The 13,011-nt window shown below is 67.4% G+C and carries 12 protein-coding genes; 11 read left to right on the top strand and 1 reads right to left on the bottom strand.

Features of this window, described 5'->3' with window-relative positions:
• The first annotated feature begins 3 nt into the window (after positions 1-3).
• The 3 genes from QTI68_RS10715 (at position 4) to QTI68_RS10705 (ending at position 3,698) form a co-directional block, all read left to right on the top strand.
• On the top strand, positions 4-1,707 hold the full coding sequence (locus QTI68_RS10715) for an acyl-CoA dehydrogenase family protein (RefSeq protein WP_286521446.1): 1,704 nt from the start codon (positions 4-6) through the stop codon (positions 1,705-1,707).
• Between the two features lie 11 nt (positions 1,708-1,718).
• The gene (locus QTI68_RS10710) at positions 1,719-2,933 is read left to right on the top strand and encodes a CoA transferase (RefSeq protein ID WP_286521445.1); all 1,215 of its coding nucleotides are present in this window, start codon (positions 1,719-1,721) and stop codon (positions 2,931-2,933) included.
• Positions 2,934-2,996: 63 nt separating this feature from the next.
• Positions 2,997-3,698, top strand: coding sequence for a nitroreductase (locus QTI68_RS10705; RefSeq protein ID WP_286521444.1), 702 nt, complete (start codon positions 2,997-2,999; stop codon positions 3,696-3,698).
• Between the two features lie 9 nt (positions 3,699-3,707).
• On the opposite strand, the gene QTI68_RS10700 is transcribed toward QTI68_RS10705, so the two are convergent.
• Positions 3,708-4,331, bottom strand: coding sequence for a TetR/AcrR family transcriptional regulator (locus tag QTI68_RS10700; protein WP_286521443.1), 624 nt, complete (start codon positions 4,329-4,331; stop codon positions 3,708-3,710).
• A 168-nt stretch (positions 4,332-4,499) separates the two neighbouring features.
• Here QTI68_RS10700 and QTI68_RS10695 point away from each other — a divergent pair, with 168 nt between their 5' ends.
• From QTI68_RS10695 to QTI68_RS10660, 8 genes are all read left to right on the top strand, one after another.
• The gene (locus QTI68_RS10695) at positions 4,500-5,786 is read left to right on the top strand and encodes an NAD(P)/FAD-dependent oxidoreductase (RefSeq protein ID WP_286521442.1); all 1,287 of its coding nucleotides are present in this window, start codon (positions 4,500-4,502) and stop codon (positions 5,784-5,786) included.
• The gene (locus QTI68_RS10690; protein WP_286521440.1) at positions 5,783-6,535 is read left to right on the top strand and encodes an NAD(P)H-dependent oxidoreductase; all 753 of its coding nucleotides are present in this window, start codon (positions 5,783-5,785) and stop codon (positions 6,533-6,535) included. Before QTI68_RS10695 ends, QTI68_RS10690 begins: the two co-directional genes overlap by 4 nt.
• A gap of 5 nt (positions 6,536-6,540) precedes the next feature.
• A complete protein-coding gene (locus QTI68_RS10685; RefSeq protein ID WP_286521439.1) occupies positions 6,541-7,413 on the top strand; it encodes an acyl-CoA thioesterase in 873 nt (290 codons plus the stop codon).
• A gap of 197 nt (positions 7,414-7,610) precedes the next feature.
• Positions 7,611-8,441 carry an ABC transporter ATP-binding protein gene (locus tag QTI68_RS10680; protein ID WP_286521584.1) on the top strand — a complete coding sequence of 277 codons (831 nt, stop codon included), beginning with the start codon at positions 7,611-7,613 and terminating at the stop codon, positions 8,439-8,441.
• Positions 8,438-9,229, top strand: coding sequence for an ABC transporter ATP-binding protein (locus QTI68_RS10675; RefSeq protein WP_286521438.1), 792 nt, complete (start codon positions 8,438-8,440; stop codon positions 9,227-9,229). Before QTI68_RS10680 ends, QTI68_RS10675 begins: the two co-directional genes overlap by 4 nt.
• Positions 9,222-11,084, top strand: coding sequence for an AMP-dependent synthetase/ligase (locus QTI68_RS10670; protein WP_286521436.1), 1,863 nt, complete (start codon positions 9,222-9,224; stop codon positions 11,082-11,084). Before QTI68_RS10675 ends, QTI68_RS10670 begins: the two co-directional genes overlap by 8 nt.
• On the top strand, positions 11,081-11,953 hold the full coding sequence (locus QTI68_RS10665; protein WP_286521435.1) for a branched-chain amino acid ABC transporter permease: 873 nt from the start codon (positions 11,081-11,083) through the stop codon (positions 11,951-11,953). The genes QTI68_RS10670 and QTI68_RS10665 overlap by 4 nt, the downstream gene beginning before the upstream one ends.
• Entirely contained in the window at positions 11,953-12,999 is a 1,047-nt protein-coding gene (locus tag QTI68_RS10660) for a branched-chain amino acid ABC transporter permease (protein ID WP_286521434.1), read from the top strand. Before QTI68_RS10665 ends, QTI68_RS10660 begins: the two co-directional genes overlap by 1 nt.
• Positions 13,000-13,011 lie beyond the last annotated feature (12 nt).

The raw sequence follows: 13,011 nt of genomic DNA, 5'->3' as shown, positions 1-13,011 counted from the left end.
GCCATGGTCGCCAACAAGGACATCCAGGTCTGCGCTTCGCTGCTGGCGCGCTTGCGCCCGCTCTTCGAGCAGGCGACGCAGGCGCTGGCGCAGTCCTGCACTGAAGCCGGCGTCTTCAGTGCACCGCGTTTCGATGCGCTGCAGGTCGCCAGCTACGAGCTGGCATGGGCCAGCGCCGATCTGCTCGCGGCCGAGACGGCCATCCAGGGCGTTGCCAGCGGCGCGAATGCGCTCGAGAGCGGCCTGGCGCTGGTCTTCGGCATCGACGCCATCGGCGCGGTGCTGGCGCGCACCGAAATGCTCTGTCTCGAACTCGGGCTCGGCATCGCGCCGGTCCAGGCCTTGGCGTCGGATCCCGCGTGGGTCGCGTTGCGCCGTTCGGCCGGCAATGCGGCTGCGCTGCAGGCGACCGGCCGGGCGTTGGCGGATGCCGGCGGCGATGTGGGCGGCGTGGTACTCGGCGAGGCGCATGCCATGGCGCAGGATGCTTTTCGTCGGTTTGCCGCCGATGTGGTGGCGCCGCAGGCGGAGGCATTGCACCGCCATGACCTCACGGTGCCGGAGAGCCTGTTGCAGCCGCTTCGCGAAATGGGCGTGTTCGGCCTGTCGGTGCCCGAACGCTTCGGCGGCAGCGCGCCGAACGACCGCGACGATACGCTGCTGATGGTGCTGGTCACCGAGGCTCTGTCCGAGGCGTCGCTGGCGGGCGCCGGCAGCCTGATCACGCGGCCGGAGATCCTCAGCCGCGCGCTGATGGCCGGTGGTAGCGAGGAACAGAAAGCCCATTGGCTGCCGCGCATCGCGGCCGGTGATCCACTGTGCGCGATCGCGATCACCGAGCCGGACTACGGCTCGGATGTCGCCAGCCTGATGCTGCGCGGCACGCGTGTCGAAGGCGGCTGGCGTCTGAACGGGGCCAAGACCTGGTGCACCTTTGCCGGCAAGGCGGGGCTGCTGATGGTGGTGGTACGCACCGATCCCGATCGCTCGGCAGGCCATCGCGGGCTGAGCCTGATGCTGGTGGAAAAGCCCTCGGACGAAGGCCACGCATTCGCCTATCGCCAGAGCGAAGCGGAAGGCGGCGGTGGGCTCGCGGGCAAGGCGATAGCCACCATCGGCTATCGCGGAATGCACTCGTTCGAGCTGTCGTTCGACGATCTGTTCGTTCCCGACAGCCACGTGGTCGGCGGCGCAGCGGGTCTGGGGAAGGGCTTCTATTTCACGATGGCCGGCATGATGGGCGGCCGCATGCAGACCGCGGGGCGGGCTTCGGGCGTCATGCGTGCCGCGATTCGCGCGGCCGTGCGCTACGCCGAGGATCGCAAGGTCTTCGGTGCACCGTTGCTCGACTGCCCGCTGACGCTCGCCAAGCTGGCGCGCATGGGCGCGCGCTACGCTGCCTGCCAGCGGCTCGCCTACGCCGTGGCGCGAACGCTCGACGAAGGCGGGGGTCGCATGGAGGCCAGCCTGGTCAAGCTACTGGCCTGTCACTCGGCCGAATGGGTGACCCGGGAGGCACTGCAATTGCACGGCGGCAACGGCTATGCGGAGGAGAGTCCGGTGAGCCGCTACTTCGTCGACGCGCGCGTGCTGTCGATCTTCGAAGGTGCCGAAGAGACGCTGGCGCTCAAGGTCATTGCACGCAGCCTGCTCGAACAGGCGCTGGCTGATGCCAGGCCCTCCCGGTCGGCGGCCCACACACATTGAGGAGCTGGGAAATGGAAAACGGCAACTTGCTCGAAGGCATGCGCGTGGTCGAGGCCGCCGCCTTCGTTGCGGCACCGCTCGGCGGCATGACGCTGGCCCAGATGGGGGCGGAGGTGATCCGCATCGATGCGCTGGGCGGTGGCCTGGACTACCGGCGCTGGCCGATCACCGAGGACGGCACCAGCTTGTTCTGGGCCGGGCTCAACAAGGGCAAGAAATCCGTCGCGCTCGACCTCGGCTCGGCCGAGGGCAGGGAGTTCGCGATGGCGCTGATCGCCGCGCCCGGCGAGGATGCGGGCCTGCTGCTGACCAACTTCCCGCCGCGTGGCTGGCTCGACCACGAGAGCCTTCGGCAGCGGCGCGGTGACCTGATCCAGCTGACCGTGCAGGGCGACCGGCATGGCGGCTCGGCCGTGGACTACACGATCAATCCCCGGATGGGCCTGCCTTACCTCACTGGTGACGGCGAAGCCGAAACCGTGGTCAATCATGTGCTGCCGGCCTGGGACCTCATCACCGGCCAGATGGCTGCCGCTGGCTTGTTGGCGGCGGAGCGGCATCGGCGGCGGCGGGGTGCGGGGCAGCATGTGAAGCTGGCGCTGGAAGACGTGGCGCTCGCCGCGGCGGGCAACCTGGGCTTGCTGGCCGAGGCCCAACTGGGGCAGGAACGGAGCCGGCACGGCAATCACCTGTTCGGGGCCTTCGGCCGTGACTTCTCGACCGCCGACGGCATGCGCGTAATGGTGGTCGGCCTCACGGGAAAGCAATGGCGTTCGCTGTGCGATGCGCTCGCGATGGGCCCGGAGATAGCCACGCTCGGCCAGCGCACCGGGCTCGACCTTGCGCGCGAGGGCGGCCGCTTCCTCGCGCGCGAGGAGATCGCAGCCGTGGTCGCACGCTGGATCGGAGCCAGGTCGTTCGCGGAAGTGGCCGCGCATCTCGATCGTCACGGCGTCTGCTGGGGCAAATACCAGACGGTGACCCAGCTCGTGAAAGAGGACTCCGCCTGTTCGTTGGCCAACCCGATGTTCGGTGAGATCGATCAGCCTGGCGTGGGCCGCTTGCTGGCACCAGGCCTGCCGCTCGATTTCTCCGCGGTGCCGCGGCGTGCGGTGCAGCCGGCGCCCCGGCTCGGGGCCGATACGGAGCAGGTCCTGTGTTCGGTGCTCGGCGTCGACAGCGCCGAGTTCGGCCGTCTGCACGACCGGGGTGTTGTCGGCGGCTGACCCTCATGAATAAGACTCTTCAACAGGACTCGTCGCGGCGGCGCCCGCAAGCGGGGTTGGTGCATGGCTGAAGCATCGTTCGCGTTCGACACGCTGCGCTCGCTTCTGGTCGAACGCCACAGTTGCCGTGCGTTCCTGCCTGCGCCGCTGGCTCGACAGGAGATCCTGCGCGTGCTCGACGCGGCGCAGCGCACCGCCTCATGGTGCAACGCGCAACCCTGGCAGGTCTACATCGCCAGTGGCCCGCGTCTGGAGCGGCTGCGCAAGGCGCTGCAGGCCGCCGCAACCGACGCCCCGGCACCTGACCTGCCCTGGCCGCGAGCCTACAACGGCGTCTACCGCGAACGCCGGCGTGCTTGCGCCATGGATCTCTATGCGGCGGTCGGCATCGCCGAGGGCGACCGTGCGGCATCGGCACGGCAGGCGAGCGAGAACTTCAGGTTGTTCGGCGCTCCGCACCTGGCCATCGTGACCGCCGACGAGGCGCTCGGGACCTATGGCGCCGTCGATTGCGGCGCGTACGTCGCCAACTTTCTCACTGCCGCACAAGCATTGGGCATCGCCGCGATTCCGCAGGCGGCGGTCGCCGCACATCCGGCCGTGCTTCGTGCGCACCTCGACATTCCGCAGGACCGCCGGATCGTGTGCGGCATCTCGTTCGGGACGGCCGACGCTTCGCATCCCGCGAATGGCTTTCGCACTGCGCGCGCGCCGACCGGTGACTGCGTGGTGTGGGTCGGTGAAGACGACGCCGCGGGTGATTGATGCGGCCCCTCAGCGCTTGCCCATGGCCGGCGGAACGAAACGCTGTCCCTTGAAGCCGTGCACGAACAGCTGCGAGATGCGCGCGGCCAGTTCGCGCGGCGGTATCGCGCCGCTCTTCTCGTACCAGGTGAAGGTCCAGATGATCATGCCGAACAGCAGCATTGCGTAGGGACCGCGCGGCGAGCGTGCTGGCATCAGTTCGGGATTGATCTCGTGCAGCACGCCGACCAGCAGGTCCACGATGCGCTTCTCGAGCTTGCGCACCTCACGCCGCTGCACGTCGGGCAGGAACTTGATGTCGTTCATCAGCACCAGGTGCTCGTTGCGCGAGTTGGCCCCGCGCGCCACGAAGGTCTCGACATAGCGGTCGAAGCGTTCTTCGGCCGGCAAGGCCTGGTTCACGACCGTCTCGAGTTCGTCGAGTTGCGCCGTGATGTGCACGCGCACGATCTCGAACAACAGATCCTCCTTGCGGGCGAAGTAGTGATAGAGGTGCGATTTCGAGGCGCGACAGGCTTGCGCCACCTCGATCATGGTCGAGCCCTCGAAGCCCTTGCGCGCGAACAGCGCCGCGGCCTGGTCCAGGATCGACTGTCGTTTCTCGTCGTAGTCTTCTGCGCGTACCCGTGTCATGGCTTGGTCCTGTGGTGTGTTGGTGCGGCGACGATGCTTGCCGGGAGTCCTCCGAAGCGGCATGGGCACCGCTTGTCAACATGCCGCAGCAGGTCTATTATTAGACCGACAAGACGGTCTATGTGCGACTTGTTCGGATAGGGATTGTCGAAATTCTCTGGGGACCGCATGCTTGAAAACGAAGTTCTTCTGATCGTGGGCGCCGGCCATGCCGGCGCCGAACTGGCGGTAGCGGCGCGGCAGCAAGGCTGGCTCGGCCGCATCGACCTGATCGGCGACGAGGCCGTGCTGCCGTACCAGCGACCGCCACTGTCCAAAGCATACCTGCATGGCGCCGCGACCTTCGACGCGCTCGCCCTGCGGCCGGCGTCGGCCTACGAGGCGGCAGGGGTCGAGAGGCATCCTGGCGCGCATGTCGCCCGTATCGATCGGGCGGGTCATTGGGTCCATCTTCAGGACGGGCGGGTCATGCCCTACACGAAGCTCGCCTTGTGCATGGGCGGGCGCCCGCGGACCCTCGAGCTGCCCGGGCTGAATGCGGGTGCCACGCCGCGCAACCTCCACTGCCTGCGCACGCTATCGGATGCCGATGCGATCCGCGCGGGACTGAAGGAGGGCACGCGCCTGGTCGTCGTGGGCGGTGGCTATGTCGGGCTCGAACTGGCGGCGTCCGCGCGCAAGTTCGGCGCCGAGGTGACGGTGATCGAGGCCCTGCCGCGCGTGCTCGCGCGGGTCACCGGCTCGGAGGTGGCGGCCTTCTATGAAGCCGTGCATCGCGAGGCGGGCGTGCACCTGCGCACCGGGTCGTCCGTCGAGCGCGTGGAACTGGCGGGCGACGGCGTCATCACGGCGCTGGTGTGTGCCTCGGGCGAGCGGATTGCCGCCGACATCGTGGTGGCCGGCATCGGCATGCTCCCCAACGTGGAACTGGCGCTGGCGGCCGGACTCGCCATCGACGGCGGGATCATCGTCGACGAGTTCTCGCAGACCTCCGACCCTGACGTGTTCGCGGCGGGCGATTGCACCGTGCATCACAGCGCGCTCTACAACCGGCGCATTCGCCTCGAGTCGGTACCGAACGCGCTGGAGCAGGCCAGGGCCGCCGCGTCGATGTTGTGCGGCAAGCCCAAGCCGAACTGTGCCGTGCCGTGGTTCTGGTCCGACCAGTACGACCTCAAGCTGCAGATGGTCGGCCTGTCGCAAGGCCACGAGGCCTGCGTGTTGCGCGGCGATGTCGCATCGCGGCGCTTCGTCGCCTTCTACCTGAAGGAGGGGGTCGTGATCGCCGCCGATGCGGTGAACCGGCCGGCCGACTTCATGCTCGCCAAGCGGCTGGTCGCCGCGGGTGCGAAGGTGGATGCCTTCGTGCTGGGCGACGAGTCCGTGCCGCTCAAGGAATGTCTGCCCGCATCGCCGGTGGGCCCTTCGACTGTCGCTCAAGCCCTTTGCCAATGAACATACTGATCGTCTACGCCCATCCGGAACCGAAATCCTTCAACCGCGCCTTGCTGGACCGATCGATGCAGGTGCTGCAGGAAGAGGGTCACCAGGTCGTGCTGTCCGATCTCTATGCCATGGGCTTCAATCCGGTCGCCAGTGCCGAGGACTTCGTCGAAAGGCGATTTCCGGATGCGCTGCAATACGACCGCGAGCAGAAGCACGCCCACGAGCACCAGGCCTTCGCGCCGGACATCCAGACAGAGATCGACAAGTTGCTCGCCTGCGACCTGTTGATTCTGCAGTTCCCGCTGTGGTGGTTCTCGGTGCCGGCCATCATGAAGGGCTGGTTCGACCGCGTGTTCGTCAATGGCGTGGTGTACGGCAAGGGCCGGCGCTTCGACACCGGCGGCCTGAAGGGGCGGCGCGCGCTGGTGTGCACCAGTACCGCGTGCCTGCCCGGCATGGTGGAGCCCGACGGCCTGCTGGCCCATCTGGACGTGAACTTGTGGCACCTGCTCCATGGCACGCTGGCCTATGCGGGATTCGAGGTGCTTGCGCCGCATGCGTCGTGGTCCATCCACTACACCACGCCGCAGACGCGGGCCGACTACATCGACTCGTTCACCCGGCGTCTGCGCGGCATCGGCCAGGAGGCACCCATGCCCTTGCACCGGCTCGACGAGTTCGGTGCGGACTGGCGACTGAAGCCGGGCATTGAGCCGCGTACGAATGGCCATCGCCGGCCCGGGCCGTCCGCGCCGTGAGCGGCGTGGCTGGGGACCACGCCATCACGCTGGCAGAGCGGATGGCGCTGGACCGGATCGCGCCGCAGACCTGGCGCAGTCGTCATGGCGACTCGAACCAGAACGGCCGCTCCTACGGCGGCCAGCTGCTGGGGCAGGCCTTCCATGCGGCGCTGCTCGAGGCGCCGCCGGAGCGCGAGCCCACGATGATGCAGTTCCTGTTCCTGCAGGGCGCGATGCCTGACAGGCCGGTCGACTACACGGTGTCGGGACTGCAAAGCGGCAAGCGCTTCGATTCGGCGGGTGTGCGCGGAACGCAGGGAGAGCGCACAGTGCTCCAGGCCCAGGTGAGTTGCGCGTTGCCTCTGGACGGGCCGGCGCATGCGCGTCCGAGCCCGGTACTTGCCGATGAAGATCCCGAGCGCCTGCCTGGCCTGGCGCAGGTGTCCTCGCAGCTGCGCGACCAGCTGGCGCTGATGGGCGGCTATGGCCGCGATGTCAACGACTGCATCGAGTTCCGCATCCCGGATGCGGAACGCCAACTGGCCGGGGCCACGGCGGATCATCGATTCCGCTACTGGATCCGGGTGCCGCACGGCTTGCCCGATGTGCCGCGGCTGCAGGCCGCGTGCTTTGCCTATCTATCGGATTGGTGGCTCAACTTCTGCAGCATGGCCCCGCATCTGAAGCGGGCGGGCGAGCGGCCGATCTACATCACCAGCCTCAACCACGGCGTGTGGCTGCACCGGGTACCGCGCTGCGACCGCTGGCTGCACGTGGCGTCGGAGAGCCTGCATGCGGCGCATGGACGTGGACTCTCCATTGCGCACTACCACGACCTCGAGGGGCGGCACGTGGCGACGGCCAGCCAGGACTGCCTGCTGGCCTACGGCGACTGAGTGCTTGACACGCGCGCCAGGAGGTCGTGCCCGACATTCCGATTCGCGCGAACACGGGCTCATCAAGGGTAATCCCCAGCCTCAAGGCTGCTGAAGCCTCTCATAATCCGCGAATTGACAGACCGACGAGACGGTCTATAAAAGGGCATATTCATCTTGACGGGATCGGCGCCGCCGGCCCCCCATTTTCCCGCCGTATGGTCACCACTCAAGCCTCCACCGACCCGCCGAAGCCCGCGCTCGCCATCCACAACATCCAGGTTGTCTACGGCGGTGCCATCGAAGCCGTGCGCGACGTGTCGCTGGAAGTCCGTCCGGGGCAGATCGTGGCCTTGCTGGGATCCAACGGCGCGGGCAAGTCCACGGTGCTCAAGGCCGTGTCGGGCGTGCTGGATGCCGAAGACGGCGAGATCGAGAAGGGCTCGATCCTGCTGAACGGCCAGGCCATAGAGAAGGCCCCGGCGCCCGCCATCGTGCGCCTGGGCATGGTGCAGGTGCCCGAAGGGCGCCGCCTGTTCGCCTCGTTGACGGTGGAAGAGAACCTGATCGTCGGCGCGCACCTGCAGGACGCCGCCACCCTGGTGCGTGGGCGCGAGGACGTGTTCGCGTTGTTTCCGCGGCTGGCCGCCCTGCGCGGTACGGTCGCGGGCTACCTTTCCGGCGGTGAGCAGCAGATGGTGGCCATCGGGCGCGCGCTCATGAGCCGGCCGCGCGTGCTGGCGCTCGACGAGCCTTCGTTGGGCCTGGCGCCGCTGATCGTCAGCGAGATCTTCCAGAGCATCCAGAAGCTGCGCGACACCATCGGCCTGACGATTCTGCTGGTCGAGCAGAACGCCAACCGGGCGCTGGCCATCGCCGACTATGCCTACATCATGGAGAACGGCCGCGTCGTGCTGGATGGCACAGGCGAGCAACTGCGGCGCAATGCCGACGTGCGGGAGTTCTACCTTGGCCTGAGTTCGCAGCCCGGGCGCACCAGCATGAAAGACGTGAAGCACTACAAGCGTCGCAAGAGGTGGCTGTCATGAGCACGCCCGTGCCAACCCCGGTCCTGGAGGCAATCGGTATCTCCAAGCGTTTCGGCGGCGTCAAGGCCGTCAACGATGTCAGCCTGAAGGTGATGCCGGGCGAGATCGTGAGCCTGATCGGCCCCAACGGCGCCGGCAAGACCACCACCTTCAACCTCGTCAGCGGCGTGCTGCCGCCCAGCGAGGGGCGGATTGTGTTCAAGGGCCAGGACACGGCGAAGCTCAAGTCTTCCGAATTCGCCCGACTGGGCATCGGTCGCACCTTTCAGAACCTGGCGCTGTTCCGTCAGGGCAGCGTGATCGAGAACCTGCTGGTCGGGCGCCACATCCACTTCAATTACACCGTGCTGGAGTCGCTGGCGTTCTGGGGCCGTCCCCGGCGCGAGGAGATCGCCGCGCGCGAGAAGGTCGAGCGGATCATCGAATTCCTGGAGATCGAAGAGCTGCGCGACAAGCCGGTGAGCCAACTGGCCTACGGCCAGCAAAAACGCGTTGAACTGGGCCGGGCGCTGGCCTGCGAGCCGAGCCTCTTGCTACTCGACGAAATTGTGGCGGGCATGAACCGTGAAGAGAAAGAGGACATCGCCCGCTTCACCCTGGACATCCGCGACGAGTTCGGCGCCGCGGTGCTGATGATCGAACATGACATGCAAGTGGTGATGGACCTTTCGGACCGTGTGTACGTGCTGGATTTCGGTTGCCTGATCGCCCAGGGAACGCCGGTGGAGGTGGCCGCGAACCCGGTCGTGCTGGCGGCCTACCTCGGCGCGGAGGGCAGCCATGTTTGAGCACGAGCGATTGATCCGCGGCGAAGGCACGCTGCCGGCCCTGCTGCGGGCCCGTGCCCGGGAGCGCGGCGCCCAGGTGGCGCTGCGCGAGAAGGTCAACGGCATCTGGCGCACGCGCACCTGGGCCGACTACTACCGCGACGCGCGCCGCACGGCGCTGGGCCTGATGAAGCTCGGCCTGCAGCGCGGCGACCGCATCGTCATCGCCGCCGAGGGACTTCCCGAGTGGTTCTATGCCGACCTGGGTGCCCAGATGATCGGGGTGCAGGTGGTGGGCATCTATCCCACCAATCCCTGGGCCGAGGTGCTCTACATCGCCGGTCACTGCCAGGCGAAGGTGGCGATCACCGGCGACCAGGAGCAGACCGACAAGGTGCTCGATGCGATGGCCAGCGAAGCGGGCCTGCCGCATCTGCAGCATCTCTTTTGCGTCGACATGAAAGGCCTGCGCCGCTACGAGCCGGGCCGGCCGCACAGTTTTATGCACCTGATGGAACTGGGCGACCAGCTCGCTGCCGAGGACGCCGCGGCGCAAGAGCGACTCGACGCCAGCATCGAGAGCCTGGTGCCGGACGACGTCAACATCCTGGTCTACACCTCCGGGACCACCGGGCCACCGAAGGGCGCGATGCTCACGCACCGCAACTTCATCTATGGCACCTATGCCTACCGCGCGGCGCGGCAGATGCACGACCAGCCGTTCGAGTCGGTCTGCTACCTGCCCTTGTGCCACGTGGCGGAGCGCGCCTACTCCACGGTGCAGCACCTGGTCTCGGGCGGCTGCGTGAACTTCGCCGAGTCGGTCGACACGGTGGCCACCAACATCCGCGAGATCGCCCCGACCTTCTTCCTCGGCGTGCCGCGCATCTGGGAGAAGCTGCAGCAGGGCTTCGAGTTCAAGATGAAGGACAGCACCCGCCTGTCGCGCTGGGTCTACCGCATCGGCATGAAGCGCGGGCGCGTGCTGTCCGATCGCCGCGCGGCCAAGGGCCGGCTCACGGCGCCGGGCGATCGGCTGGAGTTCGGCTTCTGGTACCTCGCGCTGTTTCGCAACATGCAGCGCCACATGGGATTGAACCGCACCCACACCCGCATGTGCGGCGGCGCATCGGTGTCGCCCGAGACGCTGCGCTTCTTCGACATCATCGGCGTGCCGGTGGGCCAGGGCTACGGACTCACCGAGTCGTGCGGACTGGGCTTCGTGCAGGTACCCGGGCGCCCCTTCCTGAATGCCAGCTGCGGACCCGCGATGCCGGGCACCGAATGGAAGCTCGGTGCGGATGGCGAGGTCTTCCTGCGCTCGCCCGGCGTCTTCAAGGGCTACCTGTTCGACGACAAGGGCACGGCCGAGATCCTGCAAGCCGACGGCTGGCTCGCCTCCGGCGACATCGTGGAGCTGCGCGGCGAGGACGAGGTCGCGGTGGTGGACCGCAAGAAGGCCATCATCATCACCAGCGGCGGCAAGAACATCGCGCCCTCGGAGATCGAGAACGCGTTGAAGGACAGCCCGTACATCCGCGAGGCGATCGTGGTGGGGGAGGGCAGGAAGTTCCTGGGCGGCCTGATCCAGATCGACTTCGACAGCGTGGGCCGGTGGGCCGCCGAGCGCGACCTGCAATACACCACCTTCAAGTCGGTGACGCTCCTGCCCGATGTGGTGGCGCTCATCCAGGGTGTGGTCGACGAGGTGAATTCTCGCTTTGCGCGGGTCGAGAACGTCCGCAGGTTCGTGCTGCTCGAGAAAGAGCTGGACCACGACGACGGCGAGATCACCGCCACGCAGAAGGTCCGCCGCGGCCTCATCAACAAGAAGTTCGCGCGCGAGCTCGAGCAGATCTACGGACAAGCGTCATGAGCTATTTCATCGAACTGGTCGTCTCGGGCCTGGCGATCGGTGCCATCTACGGCCTGGTCGCGATGGGCTTCGCGGTGATCTACAAGGCCACCGGCATCGTCAACTTCGCCCAGGGCGAGATGGGCATGCTCGCGGCCTACACCTCCTGGTCGATCGCCGTCACCCTGGGCACGGGCGCCGTGCTGACGGTGCTCGTGGCGGTGGTGGTGGGCGCCCTGCTGGGACTGATCTGCGAGCGGCTCATCATGCGCCCCATGCTCGGCGAGTCGGTGCTGTCCGTGGTGCTGGTGACGGTGGGCCTGTCCGTCATGCTGCGATCCCTGGTGACGCTGATCTGGGGTGCGGCGCCGCAGAAGTTCGCGGTGGCGGGGGCGGACACCATCGTGCAGCTGGGCGGGATCGGCATGCGCGTGAGCCAGATCGCCGTGATCGCGGTGCTCCTGCTGGCACTGGCGGGTTTCTGGTTCTTCCTGAGCCGAAGCCGCTTCGGCGTGGCGATGCGGGCGGTGGCGGCCGATGAGAAGACGGCGCGCCTGATGGGCGTGTCCACGGCACGCGTGCAGGCGGTGGCGTGGGCGGCGGCGTCCGGCCTCGCCGGTCTCGCGGGTGCCTTCTTCGCGGTCATCTACGGCCTCGCGCCCACCATCTTCGAGCTCGGCCTGAAAGCCTTTCCCGCCACGGTGCTGGGCGGCTTCGACTCGATCCTGGGCTCGGGGGTCAGCGGCCTGGTGATCGGCGTGCTGGAGAACCTGGTGGGCGGCTACCTGCCCAGCACGCTCAAGGAGATCGCCGGCTTCGTCCTGATCCTGGTGGTCCTGATGGTGCGGCCCTTCGGTCTGTTCGGTGAAAAGAGAATCGAGAGGGTCTGATGCGCAGCGGCTTCTTCAAACAAAGATATGGCGACCTGGTGGTCCTGACGGACTCGGCGGCGGTGAAATTCTGGGTGGCGGCCTTGCTGATCGCGCTGGTCGGGGCCCCCTTCGTCATGAGCAGCTATGTGCTGTCGCACATGACCGTGATTCTGTTCACGATCGTGGGTGCGCTGGGCCTGATGGTGCTCACCGGGTTCACCGGACTGATCTCTCTGGGCCACGTCGGCTTTCTCATGCTCGGCGGCTATGCCTATGCGATCGGCGTCACGCGACTGGGCCTGCCGCCCGAACTGGCGCTGGTGCTGTCGGCGGTCGTACCGGCGGCCTTCGGCCTGATCGTGGGCATTCCTTCCTTGCGCCTGCACGGCCTCTACCTGGCGATCACCACGCTGGCGTTCGCCCACATCGTGAGCGCCGGCATCCTGGCGGGCGGCAAGTTCACCGGGGCGGGCAGCGGGATCGCGGTCGAGCGCCCGGTCCTCTTCGGCATGGACCTGTCCAGCGACAGGGCCTTCTACTGGTTCTGCGTGGCGATGTGCGTGCTGGCGGTGCTGGTGGTGCTGAACCTGCGGCGTTCCTATGTGGGGCGGGCGCTGGTGGCGATCCGCGACAACGACATCGCGGCCCGCACCATGGGCATCAGCCTGGTGCGCTACAAGCTGCTGGCCTTTCTCGTGAGCGCGGCGCTCACCGGCGTGGCCGGGGCGTTGATGGGCATGTACATGAGCATCGTCTCGGTGGAGGGCTATCCCTTCCTGCTGAGCATCGAGGCGCTGGCCGTGATCATCGTCGGCGGCATCGGCTCCGTGCTCGGTGCGGTGCTGGGCGCCGTGTTCATCGTCAGCATGCCCGAGCTGTTCTCGGCGCTGATGGCCGGCCTCGGCGGCCGCCTGGCCGAACTGATGACGACCAGCGCGCACGAGATCAAGACCATTCTCTACGGCCTGGCCATCGTCGCCTTCCTGCGCTTCGACCCGCGCGGCCTGCGCGGCATGTGGCACGACCTGCGCCAGGCCTGGGTGTTCTGGCCGCTGCGCTACTGAATCTCGCGAGCT

This window comes from Variovorax sp. J31P207 (assembly GCF_030316965.1).
GTDB lineage: Bacteria > Pseudomonadota > Gammaproteobacteria > Burkholderiales > Burkholderiaceae_C > Variovorax > Variovorax ginsengisoli_B.
This window is presented reverse-complemented; position numbering and strand designations above follow the sequence as displayed.

Bases quoted from the DNA above. Each gene is read 5' to 3' on its own strand.
- QTI68_RS10665 (WP_286521435.1), top strand. From the start codon at position 11,081: ATGAGCTATTTCATCGAACTGGTCGTCTCGGGCCTGGCGATCGGTGCC.
- QTI68_RS10695 (WP_286521442.1), top strand. From the start codon at position 4,500: ATGCTTGAAAACGAAGTTCTTCTGATCGTGGGCGCCGGCCATGCCGGC.
- QTI68_RS10700 (WP_286521443.1), bottom strand. From the start codon at position 4,331: ATGACACGGGTACGCGCAGAAGACTACGACGAGAAACGACAGTCGATC.
- QTI68_RS10660 (WP_286521434.1), top strand. From the start codon at position 11,953: ATGCGCAGCGGCTTCTTCAAACAAAGATATGGCGACCTGGTGGTCCTG.
- QTI68_RS10680 (WP_286521584.1), top strand. From the start codon at position 7,611: ATGGTCACCACTCAAGCCTCCACCGACCCGCCGAAGCCCGCGCTCGCC.
- QTI68_RS10715 (WP_286521446.1), top strand. From the start codon at position 4: ATGGTCGCCAACAAGGACATCCAGGTCTGCGCTTCGCTGCTGGCGCGC.
- QTI68_RS10675 (WP_286521438.1), top strand. From the start codon at position 8,438: ATGAGCACGCCCGTGCCAACCCCGGTCCTGGAGGCAATCGGTATCTCC.
- QTI68_RS10705 (WP_286521444.1), top strand. From the start codon at position 2,997: ATGGCTGAAGCATCGTTCGCGTTCGACACGCTGCGCTCGCTTCTGGTC.
- QTI68_RS10710 (WP_286521445.1), top strand. From the start codon at position 1,719: ATGGAAAACGGCAACTTGCTCGAAGGCATGCGCGTGGTCGAGGCCGCC.
- QTI68_RS10670 (WP_286521436.1), top strand. From the start codon at position 9,222: ATGTTTGAGCACGAGCGATTGATCCGCGGCGAAGGCACGCTGCCGGCC.
- QTI68_RS10690 (WP_286521440.1), top strand. From the start codon at position 5,783: ATGAACATACTGATCGTCTACGCCCATCCGGAACCGAAATCCTTCAAC.